The following is a 16893-nucleotide window of genomic DNA, read 5'->3' on the forward strand; positions in this document are numbered from 1 at the left end:
AGGAGGCGTCAGATGACACGTCTAATGGTGACGACACTTTGCGTAGCAGTCGCGGCGCTTTCCGCCGCCCCGGCAACAGCGGCCGACCAATGCGCGCCACGAGCCGACATGATCAAGGCGCTCGGCGAGAAGTTCCGGGAAAATCCGACCGCGCTCGGCGTCGTCAATCCGAATGTGATTGTTGAAGTCTTCGTTTCCGATCAAGGCACCTGGACCATTCTCGCCAGCGACACACGCGGTCAAAGCTGCGTGGTTTCGGTGGGTGAAGGCTGGGAGAACGCGATGACGACAGCGGCGCTGCCAGGTACCTGAGCCCGCCTAATGGGTGCGGCCGCCTTAGCATAGCCGCGCCAGGCCGCGGTTCTCGTGACGACCATGAAACGGATCCACAGGCGCCCCAGCGGGCGCCTGCTTGCGCTTTTTCCTTGCCGACACCATATACGGAACATAGTGGGAACATTAGGAATCGTCCCCGCTGGTGACAGACCGGAACACAGAAAGGAACGACGCGATGACGTCGGAACCCGGCCTGAATCGTTCCGGCAAAATGAGGGCTCTCCCTTTGTCGGACGTGATAGCAAAGGAAGTGCCCTATGGCGCGCAAATCGCTGTTGGTTGGTTTGAAAACCCTGATTCTTGCTGGGGCATTGGCGGTGGGTACGAACGCCGCAAGCGCCCAATATCAATATTGCGTTGAACATGGCGATCTCGTCGCCCACCTGAGCGAGCAATTCCAGGAAAGACAGTTTGCTTTCGGGCTGATCGGTCAGATGGCGATTATGGAAGTCTATGTCGCCGACAGCGGAAGCTGGACGATCATCGTCACCGACGTCGCCGGCAGAAGCTGCATCGTCGCGGCCGGCGAACATTGGGAAAACGTGGTGATCCCGACCGACCAGGACGCATGACGAATTGAGCGATGCTCAGCGCCTGTGGGCGGAACTTAAAGAGCCGGCCGAAGGTTGCTGCCTATCTCCTAGCGCCTTGCGGCCGCTTCGGCATGGCCGCGCAGCAGCGCCATCAGGCGCTTGGCATCCTTGGCGGCGGCATCCTCGTCGCCGTCGAGGATCGAGCGGATCAGCGCGACATGATGCTCGGCCGATTCGGCAAGCCCGGTATCGGCCTTGTAGCGGAACCAGAAGCGGCGGCTGTGGGTCTGCAATGGGGCCGCCAGCCGTGCGGCGAAGGGATTGTCTGCCGCCAGCGCCAGCGCCTCGTCGAGCGCCTTGTCGGCTTGAATGAAGGCCAGCACATTGCCCGATATTACCGCCTTCTGCATGGCCAGTGCCGCGTCGTGAAACAGGTCGGCCGCCTCGCGGGTGACGAAGCGGGCGGCCGAGCGGGCAAGAACCACCTCGACGCCACGCCGTGCATCGAGAACGCGCAACCAGTCGCCGGGATGCAGCGGGGCAATGGCGATGCCGGCACGCGGACGCACATCCAGCAGTCCCTCCCACGCCAGCCGCTGGATGGCTTCGCGCACCGGCGTGCGGCCGAGCCCCAGCCTGTCGATCAGCGCGCCTTCGGTGATGAAGCTTGACGGCCCCAGTTCGAGCGTCACGATCATGTGCTCGAGCACGCGGTAGGCTTTCGCCGCCACTGGCTCGAATGCCGGGCTTGTTTCATTGAATATCAAAGGCGAACTCCTGATATATTCCTGGTATATCATGGCAAAATCCGTGTTGACAGTCCGTTTCTTAATAAATATACGACTGATATATCAGATGGAGCGACCGCCATGTGGACCGGAGTTTTTCCCGCCGTAACGACGAAATTTACCGAGGACGACCGCCTCGACCACGCCGAGATGGAGCGCTGCTTTGCGCTGCAGATGGAAGCTGGCTGCGACGGCATCATCGTCTGCGGCTCGCTCGGCGAGGGGCCGATGCTCTCGCATGACGAGAAGATCGACGTGCTGAAGACCGCGCAGAAGATCGCCGGCAACAAGCCGGTTCTGCTGACTGTCAATGAAGCCGGCACGCGCGAGGCGGCGGCGATAGCGCGCCGCGCCGCCAGAGAGGGCGCCAACGGGCTGATGGTGGTGCCGAGCCCGATCTACCACACCAATGCGGAGGAGACGGTCGCCGCGCTGCGCGCCGTCGCCGAGGCCGGCGACCTGCCGGTGATGATCTATTCCAACCGGCTTGCTTACCGCGTCGACGTCACCGTCGATCAGATGGAGGTACTGGCGAAGGACAAGCGCTTCGTCGCCATCAAGGAATCCTCCGACGACATCCGCCGCTCGACCGAAATCATCAACCGCTTCGGCGACCGCTACGATTTGTTCACCGGCGTCGACAATCTGGCGTTCGAGGCGCTGTCGGTCGGTGCCATCGGCTGGGTGGCCGGGCTGGTCACCGCGTTCCCACGCGAGACGGTCGCGATCTACCAGCTAATGAAGCAGGGTCGCCGCGAGGAGGCGCTGACAATCTACCGCTGGTTCCGGCCGCTGCTCGACCTCGACGTGTCGACCTATCTGGTGCAGAACATCAAGCTCGCGGAAGTCCTGGCGATCAACACCAACGACCGCGTGCGCATGCCGCGCCAGCCGCTGTCGGGCGAGCGCCGCAAGACGGTCGAAAAGATCGTCAGGGATGCGCTGGCGGCGCGGCCGGAGCTGCCACAATTCTAAGGGTAGCAATGTCGCAGGGGGCTGCCCACAAGGTACGGAGCGAGGCGGAGGCCGAGCCATGCAGCGCGCAGCCATGAATAGCGATGCTGCGATCGACATCGCCATTATTGGCGGCGGCATCATCGGCATCTGTGTCGCCGCCTATCTGGCCGAGGCGGGGCGAAATGTCACGATCTTCGATCGGACGGGGATCTGCGAGGAAACGAGTTCCGGCAATGCCGCCGCCCTGGCCTTTTCCGATGTGCTGCCGCTGGCCCACAAGGGCATGATCAGGCATCTGCCGAAATGGCTTGCCGATCCGCTCGGCCCGCTCAGCATCCCGCCCACCTACCTGCCGAAGCTGCTGCCCTGGCTTATCCGCTTCTGGCGGGCGGGACGAAGCGACCGCTACGAGGCCAGTCTCGCGGCGCAGGCCGGGATGATGCGGCTCGCCGAGGCCGAATGGGCCGGGCTGATGGCGCGCTCGGGCAGCGAAAACATGCTGCGCGAGGACGGCTCGCTCGAACTTTACGAGAGCGAGGCCGAGTTCAAGGCGTCGCTGCCCGGCTGGGCGGCGAGGCAACGGTTCGGCATCGGCTTCAGCCATGTCGAGGGTGATGCGCTCGCCGCCTTGCAGCCGGGCCTGTCGCCGGGTTTCATCAAGGGCACTTTCGTGCCGGGATGGAAGACCGTTACGGATCCGAAATTATTGGGCAAGGCGATCTGGGCCTATGCCGAGACCAAGGGCGCGCGTTTCGAAAAGGCTCGGATCGACCACGTTGGGGCGGGACAGGACGGCGCGACATTGACGCTGGCCGATGGCACGGTGCGGCAGGCAAAACGCCTCGTCATCGCCGCCGGTGCGTGGTCGCATCTCCTGGCAAAACATATCGGCGACCGCATCCCGCTCGAAACCGAGCGCGGCTACAACACGACGCTGCCGAAGACCGCCTTCGACGTGAAGCGGCAACTGATCTTCTCCGGCCACGGCTTCGTCGTCACGCCGCTTGAAACCGGCGTGCGCGTCGGCGGCGCGGTCGAGCTCGGCGGCATTGAGCGGCCGCCCAACTACGCCCGCTCGAAAGCGCTGCTCGACAAGGCACAGAAATTCCTGCCGGGGCTTGACCCGGCCGGCGGCCGCGAATGGATGGGGTTGCGGCCGTCGCTGCCGGATTCGCTGCCGGTGATCGGTGGCGCCAGACAGGCCGGCACGATAGTCTATGCCTTCGGCCACGGCCATCTCGGCCTGACCCAGGCGGCTGCCACCGGACGCCTGGTCCGCGATCTCATTCTCGGCCAAAATCCGGTGTTTGATCTTTCTCCGTTTTCTCCGAACCGCTTCTGACGGGATCTACAAATGGCGCGCCACTCCTTCTTTTGCATCGACGGTCACACCTGCGGCAATCCGGTGCGGCTGGTCGCCGGCGGCGGACCGCTGCTCAACGGCGCGACAATGATGGAACGGCGTGCGCATTTCCTGGCCGAATATGACTGGATCCGCACCGGGCTGATGTTCGAGCCGCGCGGCCATGATTTGATGTCCGGCTCGATCCTCTATCCGCCGACGCGGCCCGATTGCGACATCGCCATCCTGTTCATCGAAACCTCGGGCTGCCTGCCAATGTGCGGTCATGGCACCATCGGCACGGTGACGATGGCCATCGAGCACGGGCTGGTCAAGCCGAAGACACCGGGCTTGCTCAGGCTGGACACGCCGGCCGGCCTGGTCACCGCCGAGTACAAGCAGGTCGGCGAATATGTCGAGGAGGTGCGCATCACCAACGTGCCGTCCTTCCTCCATGCCGAGGGCCTGACTGTCGAATGCCCGCAGCTCGGCGAGATCAGCGTCGATGTCGCCTATGGCGGCAATTTCTACGCCATCGTCGAGCCTCAGAAGGCCTATCGCGACATGGCCGACCACTCTGCCGGCGACCTCATCGCCTGGAGCCCGGTGGTGCGGCAGCGGCTCAACGAAAAATACGCCTTCGTGCATCCCGAGAATCCCGGCATCGACCGGCTGTCGCACATACTGTGGACAGGTGCGCCGACCGACAGCCAGGCGGATGCGCGCAACGCTGTCTTCTACGGCGACAAGGCGATCGACCGCTCGCCTTGCGGCACCGGCACCTCGGCACGGATGGCGCAGCTTCACGCCAAGGGCAAGCTTGGGACCGGCGACGAATTCGTCCACGAATCGATCATCGGCTCGCTGTTCAAGGGCAGGGTCGAGAAGGAAGTCACGGTGGCGGGCAAGCCGGCGATCGTTCCCTCGATCGGCGGCTGGGCGCGCATGACCGGATTGAACACGATCTTCATCGACGATCGCGATCCGTTCGCGCACGGATTCGTCGTCAAATAGAGAGAATCCAGACCCAGGGAAAACGAACGGAACGCAAAGATCGTTCGCTGCGACGGTGCAACGATCCCGCTCATCAACTAATTTTTACGGCGATTCCTTCGAAACGGGGTGCATTTTGACGACGAATCGCCAAAGACATTGCGTTATGCCAATGATAGGGTCGGCGATAGTCCAGAGGCCGGGAAGGGAAAGAACGGGCAATTCGATTGCGTGCTTCAAAATCACGCATGCCGATTAAAGAATGACGTTGCAATCCGGGCTCGAAACTTTACGACTAGGGGAAATACGAAAAGGAATGCGTCTGCATGGGCGACATTCCAGGGGAGCCACGACAGCATGCAGTATTTTGTCCAGCAGCTTATCAACGGGCTGACGCTGGGATCGATCTATGGACTGATAGCGATCGGCTACACGATGGTCTACGGCATCATCGGCATGATCAATTTCGCCCATGGCGACATCTTCATGATCGGCGCCTTCACCGCCCTCATCGTTTTCCTCATCCTCGGCGCGTTGTTCTATTCGGTGCCGGTGGTGATCGCGCTGCTGGTCATGATGATCGTCGCGATGCTGTTGACCAGCCTGTACAATTGGACGATCGAGAAGGTGGCCTACCGGCCTTTGCGCGGTTCGTTCCGGCTGGCGCCGCTGATCACCGCGATCGGCATGTCGATCGCGCTGTCGAACTTCGTCCAGGTGACGCAAGGGCCGCGCAACAAGCCGGTCCCGCCGATGGTGTCCAAGGTCTACAACATCGAGGGCATCAGCGTGTCGCTGAAGCAGATCATCATCGTCCTGGTCACCATAGTCCTGCTGGCGCTGTTCTGGTACCTGGTCAACAAGACATCGCTTGGTCGTGCGCAAAGGGCCTGCGAGCAGGACCGCAAGATGGCCGCACTGCTCGGCATCGATGTCGATCGCACCATCTCGATCACCTTCATCATGGGCGCCGCCCTTGCCGCCGTCGCCGGCACGTTGTTCCTGATGTATTACGGTGTGGTGGTGTTTTCCGATGGCTTTACGCCCGGTGTGAAGGCATTTACTGCCGCGGTGCTCGGCGGCATCGGCTCGCTGCCCGGCGCCGTGCTCGGCGGGCTGATGATCGGCTTCATCGAAAGCATGTGGTCGGCTTATTTCTCGATCGACTACAAGGACGTCGCTGCCTTCTCCATCCTGGCGATCGTGCTGATCTTCCTGCCTTCCGGCATTCTCGGCCGGCCAGAAGTCGAAAAGGTCTGAGACAATGGCGGTCACCGCATCTCCGGAGCGCGACATCGTCGCCACCCCCATGCAGCGCGCCACCCGCGAAGCGCTCTATGCCGGCGCCATCGCGCTCGGCCTGTTCGTGCTGTTCATCGGCCTGAGAACCGACCAGAACATCTCGAACGAACTGATCCTGGTGCAGCGCTGGGGCCTGCTCGCCATCGTGGTTGTGCTGACCATGGCCGGCCGTTTTCTCTACGTCGCCTACGGACAGCCCTTCCTGGCTAATCAGAAGATCGTCGATGTCGCCACCGGCCTGCTGCCGGAGAGCATGGCGGCGCGATTCTTCCGCTTGCCGTATTTCATTGCTGCCATCGTCACCGTGGCCGTGCTGGCTTTCCTTGCCGGCTCCCTTGACGGATTGCTGGGTCCCGGTCTGGCCGGTTATGCACGGTTCCTGAGAGCGCTGGCGATCATCTATGCCCTGGCCTCGGTGATGTTTTATTTCCGAACCTTCATCCATGCCCATTTCTCGGCATTGGGCATAACCGCACTGGCGCTCTACCCGGTCATTGTCGTGCTGGTGCTTGCTCTGTACGGAGGATCGGTGGCCGCCGGGTTCCAGGGTTCTCTGAAATGGGTCGACAATTTCGGCATCCAGATCCTGATCTACGTGATGCTGGCCTGGGGGTTGAACATCGTCGTTGGCCTCGCCGGCCTTCTCGACCTTGGTTACGTCGCCTTCTACGCCGTCGGTGCCTATGCCTATGCGCTGCTCGGCACGCAATATGGCCTGTCGTTCTGGATCCTGCTGCCTGCCGCCGGCGCCATGGCCGCCTTCTGGGGCGTGCTGCTCGGTTTTCCAGTGCTTCGCCTGCGTGGCGACTACCTGGCAATCGTGACGCTGGCCTTCGGCGAGATCATTCGTCTCGTGCTGATCAATTGGCGTGAGGTTACCAACGGCTCGGCCGGTATCTCCGGCATCCCCAAGGTCACGTTTTTCGGCCTGATGACGTTCAACGTCTCGGATCCCAACTATATCGCCAAGGTTTTCGACATCGCCACGTCGAGCGCCTACTACAAGATCTTCCTCTACTACCTGATCCTCGGGCTCTGCCTGCTCACCGCCTTCGTCACCATAAGGCTTAGGCGCATGCCCGTCGGTCGCGCCTGGGAAGCGCTGCGCGAAGACGAGATCGCCTGCCGCTCGCTCGGCATCAACACCACCACTACCAAGCTCACCGCCTTTGCCACCGGCGCCATGTTCGGCGGCTTCGCTGGCTCGTTCTTCGCTGCGCGGCAAGGTTTCGTCAGCCCCGAATCCTTCATCTTCCTGGAATCGGCCATCATCCTCGCCATCGTCGTGCTCGGCGGCATGGGTTCGCTGGTCGGCATCGCCGTCGCCGCCATGGTGATGATCGGCGGCACCGAGGTGCTGCGCGAGCTCGATTTCCTGAAGCAGGTCTTCGGTCCCGACTTCACGCCGGAACTCTACCGCATGCTGCTGTTCGGCATGGCCATGGTCATCGTCATGCTGTGGAAGCCGCGCGGCTTCGTCGGCAGTCGTGAACCGACCGCCTTCCTCAAGGAGAGCAGGGCGGTGTCCGGCTCCTTCACCAAGGAGGGTCACGGCTGATGAGTGATGCGAGCTCGATTCAGAAGGCCAACCCGGGCATGAACGACGCCATCCTGCAGGTCGATCATCTGTCGATGAAGTTCGGCGGTCTGGTCGCCATCGGTGACCTGTCCTTCCAGGCCAGGCGCGGCGAGATCACTGCGCTGATCGGGCCGAACGGCGCCGGCAAGACCACCGTGTTCAACTGCATCACCGGCTTCTACAAGCCGTCGGAAGGCATGATCACGCTCAACCGGCGGGACGGCTCGAGCTATCTGCTCGAACGCCTGCCGAACCATGAGATTCCGGCGCGCGCCAAGGTGGCGCGGACCTTCCAGAACATTCGTCTGTTCTCGGGCATGACGCTGCTGGAGAACCTGCTGGTGGCGCAGCACAACAAGCTGATGAAGGCGTCCGGCTACACTATCCTAGGCCTGTTTGGCTTCAGCGGCTACCGGACGGCGTCGGCCGAGTCGATCGACCTCGCCAGGCACTGGCTGGAAAAGGCCGACCTCGTCAATCGAGCCGACGATCCAGCCGGCGACTTGCCCTACGGCGCGCAGCGGCGCCTGGAGATCGCGCGGGCCATGTGCACGGGTCCGGAGCTGCTCTGCCTCGACGAGCCGGCGGCCGGGCTCAATCCGAAGGAATCAATGGCGCTCAACGCGCTGCTGATGGACATCAAGGACAACACCGGCACCTCCATCCTGCTGATCGAGCACGACATGGCGGTGGTCATGCAGATTTCCGACCATGTCGTGGTGCTCGAATACGGGCGCAAGATCTCGGACGGCAGCCCGCATGCGGTGCGCACCGACCCGCGTGTCATCGCCGCCTATCTCGGGGTCGAAGACGAGGACGTCGAGACGGTGCTGATCGAGGTCGGCGACGAAGACGTCATCGAGCAACTCGACACCGGCCCGGATTCGACGCACGGTCCGGACTCGTCGTCCTCGTATTTCGCCGGACCGGTGACCGACACGGTCGGACACAGCGAGGGCGAACGGGTCACGGTGTCGAAGGGCGCGTCGAAAGCCGGTCAGGTCGATGCAAGGTCGGGCGCGGCGGCAAGGCCCGCATCGCCGGCCGAAGCCGAACCGACGGCGAAACCTTCCGCAGCGAAATCCTCCGCGGCAAAGCCGGCCGCCAAGGCTCCGGCAAAGCCCAAGACACCGGGCGACTCCAACCGGGGCGGAGGGAATGAATGATGGCCGGCACAACGCTGCTCGACATTAAGGGCGTCCAGACCTACTACGGCAACATCAGGGCGCTGAACGGCGTCGATGTCAGCGTCAAGCAGGGCGAGATCGTGGCGCTGATCGGCGCCAACGGCGCCGGCAAGTCGACGCTGATGATGACCATTTTTGGTGCACCACGCGCTCGGGCCGGCACCATCACCTTCGCCGGCACCGACATCACCCAGTTGCCGACCCATGAGATCGCGCGCATGCGCATCGCCCAGTCGCCGGAGGGCCGTCGCATCTTCCCGCGCATGACGGTGATGGAAAACCTGCAGATGGGCGCCAGCCTCGACAACCTCCAGCACTACGACGAGGACGTCGAGAAGGTGTTCACGCTGTTTCCACGCCTGAAGGAACGCATTGCCCAGCGCGGCGGCACGCTGTCGGGCGGCGAGCAGCAGATGCTTTCGATCGGACGTGCGCTGATGGCGCGGCCGAAACTGCTCTTGCTCGACGAGCCGTCGCTAGGCCTGGCGCCGCTGATCGTCAAGCAGATCTTCGACGCGATCCGCGAGTTGAACCGCACGCAGGGGCTGACCGTGTTCCTGGTCGAGCAGAACGCCTTCGGCGCGCTGAAGCTCGCCACGCGCGGCTATGTCATGGTCAACGGCAATGTGACGATGAGCGGCACCGGCAAGGAACTGCTCGCCGATCCGGACGTGCGCGCCGCCTATCTCGAAGGCGGCCATCACTGAGTTCAGGAGTCTTCATCATGCAGGGCATTCTCTACGAGGAACCCTCCGTCTGGCAGTTCTTCTTCGTCACCTGCCTGCTTGGCGGCTGGGCGGCATGGATGACGGGCAAGGCCTGCGCCCAGACATGGCGCAGCGTCGTCCAATTGTTCGCCTATTTGCTCGGCCTCGGCATCGCCGTAAGGTTCATCCATCACGCACTGTTCGGCGGCACGATGTTCTCGCTGCACTACTACATCGTCGACACCATCGTCCTGATGATTTTGGGGTTCATCGGCTATCAATACACGCGCACCAACCAGATGGTGACACAGTATAACTGGCTCTACGAAAGAGCATCGCTTTTGAGCTGGAAACCAAAGGGTTGACGTTCACCATTAACGCCGTTCCGGGGATGAATTGGCGTGACAAGTGCCTGAAAATCGGCAAAGTACGTTTTCTGCGAGTAAAAGTGGGCATCGCATGAAAGCATCATCCACGCCCACTCTGTAAATGGGAGCGTTTTACATGAGAAAATCACTTTTGTCCGCCGTCGCCCTGACCGCGCTTGTCGCGTTCAGCGGAAGCGCGTGGGCTGACATCATGGTCGGCGTTGCCGGTCCGATCACCGGTCCCAACGCCGCCTTCGGCGCGCAGCTGCAAAAGGGCGCCGAACAGGCTGTCGCCGACATCAATGCGGCCGGCGGCATCAACGGCGAGCAGGTCAAGCTCACGGTCGGCGACGACGTCTCCGATCCGAAGCAGGGCATCTCGGTCGCCAACAAGTTCGTCGCCGACGGCGTCAAGTATGTGGTCGGCCACTTCAACTCGGGCGTTTCGATCCCGGCATCGGAAGTCTATGCCGAGAACGGTATCCTCGAGATCACGCCGGCTGCGACCAATCCGAAGTTCACCGAACGCGGCATGTGGAACACCTTCCGCACCTGCGGACGCGACGATCAGCAGGGCAAGGTTGCTGGCGACTATCTCGCCGCGAACTTCAAGGATGCCAAGATCGCTGTCATCCATGACAAGACGCCTTATGGCCAAGGCCTCGCCGACGAAACCAAGAAGGCGCTTGCAGCCAATAGCGTGACCGAGGCCATGTATGAAGGTATCAATGTCGGCGACAAGGATTTCTCGGCCCTCATCGCCAAGATGAAGGACGCGGGCGTCTCCGTCGTCTACTATGGCGGTCTGCACACCGAAGCCGGCCTGATCATACGCCAACTCGCCGACCAGGGCCTCAAGGCAACCTTCATGTCCGGCGACGGCATCGTGTCAAACGAATTGGCCTCCATCGCCGGCGACGCCGTCGACGGCACGCTGATGACGTTCGCTCCGGATCCGCGCAAGAATCCGAACGCCAAGGAACTCGTTGAGAAGTTCCGCGCAGCCGGCTTCGAGCCTGAGGCCTATACCCTCTACTCCTACGCGGCGATGGAAATCATCGCGGCCGCCATCGCCAAGGCCGGATCAGCCGATGACGCTCAGAAGGTTGCCGAGACCATCAAGTCGGCCGGCCCCTGGAAGACCACGATCGGCGAGATCGGCTATGATGCGAAAGGCGACATCACCCGCCCGGACTACGTCATGTACACCTGGAAAAAGGGTGACGACGGCAAGTACACCTATGTCGAGAACGCACCCGGCAAATAACCGGACCGTTGCCCACATTAAATGCCCGGCGCCTCGCGCCGGGCATTTATCATGGGAGTTCCCGAAAGCCCGGATCGGGACTGCGATGCGTTGTCCGGACCGACACGTAATGTGCCACGCGATAAATCAAACTAAATCGGTTTAATGACTTCTTCGATTTTGTTTGCGCTGCAGCATTTTCGCGTTAATCATGGCTCCAGTTCCCTTCCCGCCAGCGTCCGGAGCCTTGTCCTTGGCAATCACGAAGATCCTTGTCGCCAACCGGTCCGAAATCGCCATCCGCGTCTTCCGCGCGGCCAACGAACTCGGCCTCAAGACCGTGGCGATCTGGGCCGAGGAGGACAAATACTCGCTGCACCGCTTCAAGGCAGATGAAAGCTACCAGGTCGGGCGCGGGCCGCATCTGACCAGGGATATGGGGCCGATCGAAAGCTATCTGTCGATCGAGGAAGTGATCCGCGTCGCCAGGCTGTCGGGCGCCGATGCCATCCATCCGGGCTATGGGCTGTTGTCGGAAAGCCCTGAATTCGCCGAGGCCTGCGCCAGGGCGGGCATCATTTTCATCGGACCGAAGCCGGATACGATGCGCAGGCTCGGCAACAAGGTCGCCGCACGCAACCTGGCAATCGAGGTCGGCGTGCCGGTAATTCCCGCCACCGATCCCCTGCCGGACGAAGTGGCGGCGGTGAAGGCACTCGCCAGGACGATCGGCTATCCGGTGATGCTGAAGGCATCGTGGGGCGGCGGCGGCCGCGGCATGCGCGCCATCCGCTCGGAAGCCGATCTCGCCCGCGAGGTGACGGAGGGCAAGCGCGAAGCGAAAGCCGCCTTCGGCAAGGACGAGGTCTATCTCGAAAAGCTGATCGAGCGCGCCCGCCATGTCGAGGTCCAGGTGCTGGGCGACACACACGGCAACGCCGTGCACCTGTTCGAGCGCGATTGCTCGATCCAGCGCCGCAACCAGAAGGTGATCGAGCGCGCGCCGGCGCCGTATCTCGAGATGTCGCAGCGCGAAGAGCTTTGCGGCTACGCGCTCAAAATCGCGCGCGAGACGAGCTATATCGGCGCCGGCACGGTCGAATTCCTGCAGGATGCCGACACCGGCAAATTCTACTTCATCGAAGTCAATCCGCGTATCCAGGTCGAGCACACCGTCACTGAGCAGGTGACCGGCATCGACATCGTCAAGGCGCAGATTCATATCCTCGATGGCTTTGCCATCGGCACGCCGGAATCGGGCGTGCCGGCGCAGGGGGATATCCGGCTCAACGGCCACGCGCTGCAGTGCCGCATCACCACGGAAGATCCCGAGCATAATTTCATTCCCGACTATGGGCGCATCACCGCCTATCGCGGCGCCACCGGTTTCGGCATCCGCCTCGATGGCGGCACCGCCTATTCGGGCGCGGTCATCACCCGTTTCTACGACCCGCTGCTGGAGAAGGTGACGGCCTGGGCACCGACGCCGGCCGAGACCATCGCCCGCATGAACCGGGCGCTGCGCGAGTTCCGTATTCGCGGGGTGGCGACCAACCTCACCTTCCTTGAGGCGATCATCAATCACCCAAGTTTCGCCGAAAATTCCTATACGACCAAGTTCATCGATACGACACCGGAACTGTTCGCGAGCGTGAAGCGGCAGGATCGCGCGACCAAGCTGCTCAACTACCTGGCCGATGTCAGCGTCAACGGCCATCCCGAAACCCGCGGCCGGCCGCAGCCGAAGGCCGATGCGGCGGCGCCCATGGTGCCCTACCTCAACGGCAATGTGCCCGATGGCAGCAAGCAGAAGCTCGATGCGCTTGGGCCGGAGAAATTCGCGGCCTGGATGCGCGCACGAAAGGAAGTGCTGGTCACCGACACGACAATGCGCGACGGACACCAGTCCCTGCTCGCGACGCGCGTGCGCACCTATGACATCGCCGGCATTGCCGGCACCTATGCGCGCGCACTGCCACAGCTTTTGTCGCTCGAATGCTGGGGCGGGGCGACCTTCGACGTCGCCATGCGCTTCCTCACCGAAGACCCGTGGGAGCGGCTGTCGCTGGTGCGGGAGGCAGCGCCCAATCTGTTGCTACAGATGCTTTTGCGCGGCGCCAACGGCGTCGGCTACACCAATTATCCGGACAATGTCGTCCAGCATTTCGTCAAACAGGCAGCAAGCGGCGGCGTCGACCTGTTCCGCGTCTTCGACTGTTTGAACTGGGTCGACAACATGCGCGTCGCCATGGACGCTGTCGGCGCCGAAGGCAAGCTGATCGAAGCAGCGATCTGCTACACCGGCGACATACTCGACCCGGCCCGAGCCAAGTACGACCTCAAATATTACGTCGCGCTGGCCAGGGAGTTGCAGGCGGCCGGCGCCCATATCGTCGCGGTCAAGGACATGGCCGGGCTCTTGAAGCCGAATGCCGCCCGCGCACTGTTCAAGGCGCTGCGCGAGGCGACCGACCTGCCGATCCACTTTCACACGCACGACACGTCAGGCCTGTCGGCGGCGACGGTGCTGGCGGCGGTGGACAGCGGTGTCGACGCCATCGACGCGGCGATGGATGCCCTGTCCGGCAACACCTCGCAGCCTTGCCTGGGCTCGATCGTCGAGGCGCTGAAGGGCACCGAGCGGGATCCGGGCCTCGACCCGCAATGGATCAGGAACATCTCGTTCTACTGGGAGGCGGTGCGCAACCAGTATGCTGCCTTCGAAAGCGACCTGAAGGGGCCGGCCTCGGAAGTCTACCTGCACGAAATGCCGGGTGGGCAGTTCACCAACCTCAAGGAGCAGGCGCGCTCGCTCGGGCTGGAGACGCGCTGGCACGAAGTGGCGCAGACCTATCACGACGTCAATCTGATGTTCGGTGACATCGTCAAGGTGACGCCGTCGTCCAAGGTCGTCGGCGACATGGCGCTGATGATGGTGAGTCAGGACCTGACGGTTGCCGATGTCGAAAATCCGGCCAGGGATATCGCCTTCCCCGACTCGGTCGTATCGATGCTGCGCGGCGACCTCGGCCAGTCGCCCGGCGGCTGGCCGGAGGCACTGCAAAAGAAGGTGCTGAAAGGCGACAAACCGATCACCGTGCGGCCCGGTTCGCTGCTGAAAGCAGCCAATCTCAAGGCCAGCCGCAAGGAGATCGAAGACAAGCTCGAACGCAAACTCAGCGAATTCGAATTCGCCTCGTGGCTGATGTACCCGAAGGTCTTCTCCGACTTTACCGCAGCGCAGGAAACCTATGGGCCGGTCAGCGTGCTGCCGACGCCGACCTATTTCTATGGCATGAAGCCGGAGGACGAGATCTTTGTCGACATCGAGAAGGGCAAGACGCTGGTGGTGCGCTGCCTGGCCATCGGCGATGTTGACGAGAAGGGCATGGTCACCGTGTTCTTCGAGCTCAACGGCCAGCCGCGCCGGGTCAAAGTGCCGGATCGGGCGCACGGCGCTTCCGCCGCCAAGGCGCGGCGCAAGGCTGAGCCGGGCAACGAGGCGCATGTCGGCGCGCCGATGCCCGGCGTCGTCTCGGCGCTTGCCGTTGCCGCCGGCCAGGCGGTCAAGGCCGGCGACGTGCTGCTGTCGATCGAGGCGATGAAGATGGAGACGGCATTGCATGCCGAGCGCGACGGCACAATCGCCGAAGTGCTGGTCAGGGCCGGCGATCAGATCGACGCCAAGGATCTGCTGATCGCCTTCGGATAGGGTGCGTTGATATTCAGGTGATGCGGCCTGCAAACGCCAGCTTCCTGCGCTTGCCGACAGCGCCGCGCGCCCCTTGGGCGCGCAAAGGACGCTGTAGTACTTGATTTGCGCATGATCCTTTCCGAAATCGATTTCGATTTCGGGGGTCATGCGCGGGCTCACGTACTTAAGTACGCTCCGCTCCGGTTCTCGGCAGCCACCTTGTTTGCTCGCTACGCGCCCGTCTACGACTCCGGCTCGGCCTGACCTGAATCTCAACACACCTTGGGGTGTGCCCAACTCTTCATGCCGCATCGATAACAGCTTGACCGGTCGCCTCCGGTCGGGCATCGAACCGCTGGAAATTCGCCGCGACGGTTCGTGAGTCGCGGCAAGGAAAACGACGCGGAGAAAAAATGGCCGACGACATCACCGAGACCAGCCAGACTGTTGCCGCCGGCCAGCTGCGAGCTTTCATCGAGCGCATCGAGCGGCTCGAGGAAGAGAAGAAGACGATCGCCGACGACATCAAGGAAGTGTTCGCCGAGGCCAAGGGCACCGGCTTCGACACCAAGGCGATGCGGTCGATCATCCGGCTGCGCAAGAAGGACCAGGCTGAGCGGCAAGAGGAGGAAACCATCCTCGATCTCTACAAAGCCGCACTCGGCATGGTGTAAGGCTGGTAACAGCCCTGGGCGCCGGTTGCGCCCGCAACGGGTCGAACCATGAGCGAATTCGACTTTGGCGGCCGCCGCGCCTCTGAGTTCCGCCAACGCGGCTTCTGGACGCTGTTCGCGGAACGGCATCCGGAAGAAAGGCCTCTGATGGCGCGGCGCGGACCCTGGTTCTGGCAGCGCGGGCTGCCCGACTTCGCACTGGTCCTTTCCATGTATGTCGCGCCGGCGCAGAACCATGTCGGCGTCTTCTTCGGCCGCAACGAGAAGTTCGGTGCCACGCAAGCCTGGTCGCGGTTGAGGCCGTTCCAGCCGGCGATCGAAGACAGGTTGAAGCTCAGGCCGGAACAGAGTTGCGAGGGCCTCGGCATCAATTCGCTGTGGCGGGTGAACTGTTTTGCCGAGGACAATTGGCCGGCCATGGCCGACTGGCTGGTGACGGAAGCATCGCGTTTCGAGCGCGCCGTTGCCGAGGTGCTGGGCGAGGGTGGCGAAGCCGGTTCGTGAATTCGCGTCGCAGTGGCTTGAGTTAGTTCGGCTTCGCCGTGTCGCGCCCAATCTGGTCGAGATGCTGCTGCAGCGCCAGATGGTCGAGCGCATCCACCCGCAGATTGGTGAACAGCGAGATGCGGTTGTTGAGCATGCGATAGGCATCGGCAAAGGCAAGATGCAGTTCGGCTTCGGTGCCGTCTGCCTTGGCTGGGTCCGGAATCGACCAGAGCGCGGTCATCGGATGACCGGGCCAGATCGGACAGGATTCATTCGCGGTGCTGTCGCAAAGCGTGAAGATGAAATTCATTTCCGGCGCGTCGGGCTCGGCAAACTCGCCCCAGCCTTTCGAACGGGCGAAGCTCGTATTGTAGCTGAGGCTTTCGAGCAGCTGCAGCGCGTAGGGATTGACCTCGCCCTTCGGCTGCGAACCGGCGGAAAAGGCCTTGAACCTGCCGGCACCGATCCGATCGAGGATGGCTTCCGCCATGATCGATCGCGCCGAATTGGCGTTGCAAAGAAACAGCACGTTGTAGACATTATCGCTCATCTCAAGACCTCCCTGGCAGGCGACTGGATGATGGGGCGGCAGAGTCGGGCAAGGGTGTCCTTGCCAAGATGCCGACGTAGAAAGGTTTCACGACCGTTTGATGACAATTTGTCAAATCATACGCTTGCGTGCCGATGATCGATTTGCGTTG

15 protein-coding genes and 2 pseudogenes are annotated in these 16893 nt (G+C 62.4%); 15 read left to right on the forward strand and 2 right to left on the reverse strand.

Annotation, left to right across the window (positions count from 1 at the left end):
* The first annotated feature begins 12 nt into the window (after positions 1-12).
* Together AC0L16_RS13060 and AC0L16_RS13065 are read left to right on the forward strand one after the other, a co-directional pair.
* A complete protein-coding gene (locus AC0L16_RS13060) occupies positions 13-312 on the forward strand; it encodes a hypothetical protein (RefSeq protein ID WP_473621194.1) in 300 nt (99 codons plus the stop codon).
* A gap of 281 nt (positions 313-593) precedes the next feature.
* Complete coding sequence (locus AC0L16_RS13065) at positions 594-908, forward strand: hypothetical protein (RefSeq protein WP_473621195.1); 315 nt, start codon at positions 594-596, stop codon at positions 906-908.
* Between the two features lie 68 nt (positions 909-976).
* Here the strand turns inward: AC0L16_RS13065 and AC0L16_RS13070 are convergent, their stop codons facing one another.
* A complete protein-coding gene (locus AC0L16_RS13070; protein WP_473621196.1) occupies positions 977-1669 on the reverse strand; it encodes a GntR family transcriptional regulator in 693 nt (230 codons plus the stop codon).
* Positions 1670-1738: 69 nt separating this feature from the next.
* On the opposite strand from AC0L16_RS13070, the gene AC0L16_RS13075 reads away from it, so the two are divergent.
* The 13 genes and pseudogenes from AC0L16_RS13075 to AC0L16_RS13135 all read left to right on the forward strand — a co-directional run bounded on the left by AC0L16_RS13075 (position 1739) and on the right by AC0L16_RS13135 (position 16210).
* Entirely contained in the window at positions 1739-2632 is an 894-nt protein-coding gene (locus AC0L16_RS13075; protein WP_473621197.1) for a dihydrodipicolinate synthase family protein, read from the forward strand.
* Between the two features lie 73 nt (positions 2633-2705).
* On the forward strand, positions 2706-3956 hold the full coding sequence (locus AC0L16_RS13080) for an NAD(P)/FAD-dependent oxidoreductase (RefSeq protein WP_473621291.1): 1251 nt from the start codon (positions 2706-2708) through the stop codon (positions 3954-3956).
* Between the two features lie 12 nt (positions 3957-3968).
* Complete coding sequence (locus AC0L16_RS13085) at positions 3969-4970, forward strand: 4-hydroxyproline epimerase (RefSeq protein WP_473621199.1); 1002 nt, start codon at positions 3969-3971, stop codon at positions 4968-4970.
* Between the two features lie 336 nt (positions 4971-5306).
* On the forward strand, positions 5307-6209 hold the full coding sequence (locus AC0L16_RS13090; RefSeq protein WP_077380715.1) for a branched-chain amino acid ABC transporter permease: 903 nt from the start codon (positions 5307-5309) through the stop codon (positions 6207-6209).
* 49 nt (positions 6210-6258) lie between these two features.
* Positions 6259-6504, forward strand: a pseudogene (locus AC0L16_RS13095) (DUF3382 domain-containing protein); the annotation flags it as partial.
* 198 nt (positions 6505-6702) lie between these two features.
* Positions 6703-7809 (forward strand): annotated as a pseudogene (gene livM, locus AC0L16_RS13100) (high-affinity branched-chain amino acid ABC transporter permease LivM); the annotation flags it as partial.
* Positions 7809-8996, forward strand: coding sequence for an ABC transporter ATP-binding protein (locus tag AC0L16_RS13105; RefSeq protein ID WP_473621201.1), 1188 nt, complete (start codon positions 7809-7811; stop codon positions 8994-8996). The pseudogene livM and the gene AC0L16_RS13105, both read left to right, overlap by 1 nt.
* Positions 8996-9724, forward strand: a complete 729-nt coding sequence (locus tag AC0L16_RS13110) for an ABC transporter ATP-binding protein (protein WP_473621293.1) — start codon at positions 8996-8998, stop codon at positions 9722-9724. Before AC0L16_RS13105 ends, AC0L16_RS13110 begins: the two co-directional genes overlap by 1 nt.
* A gap of 17 nt (positions 9725-9741) precedes the next feature.
* Complete coding sequence (locus AC0L16_RS13115; protein WP_077380712.1) at positions 9742-10089, forward strand: DUF6867 family protein; 348 nt, start codon at positions 9742-9744, stop codon at positions 10087-10089.
* Between the two features lie 139 nt (positions 10090-10228).
* Positions 10229-11359, forward strand: coding sequence for a branched-chain amino acid ABC transporter substrate-binding protein (locus AC0L16_RS13120; RefSeq protein ID WP_473621202.1), 1131 nt, complete (start codon positions 10229-10231; stop codon positions 11357-11359).
* A gap of 232 nt (positions 11360-11591) precedes the next feature.
* Positions 11592-15050, forward strand: a complete 3459-nt coding sequence (gene pyc, locus AC0L16_RS13125) for a pyruvate carboxylase (RefSeq protein ID WP_473621204.1) — start codon at positions 11592-11594, stop codon at positions 15048-15050.
* A gap of 395 nt (positions 15051-15445) precedes the next feature.
* Entirely contained in the window at positions 15446-15706 is a 261-nt protein-coding gene (locus AC0L16_RS13130; protein ID WP_023800031.1) for a DUF2312 domain-containing protein, read from the forward strand.
* A gap of 48 nt (positions 15707-15754) precedes the next feature.
* Complete coding sequence (locus tag AC0L16_RS13135; RefSeq protein ID WP_473621205.1) at positions 15755-16210, forward strand: hypothetical protein; 456 nt, start codon at positions 15755-15757, stop codon at positions 16208-16210.
* A gap of 22 nt (positions 16211-16232) precedes the next feature.
* Here AC0L16_RS13135 and AC0L16_RS13140 read toward each other — a convergent pair whose 3' ends face one another.
* The gene (locus AC0L16_RS13140; protein WP_473621207.1) at positions 16233-16742 is read right to left on the reverse strand and encodes an arsenate reductase ArsC; all 510 of its coding nucleotides are present in this window, start codon (positions 16740-16742) and stop codon (positions 16233-16235) included.
* Positions 16743-16893: the final 151 nt, after the last annotated feature.

The sequence above is a fragment of the Mesorhizobium sp. WSM4848 genome (assembly GCF_055811375.1).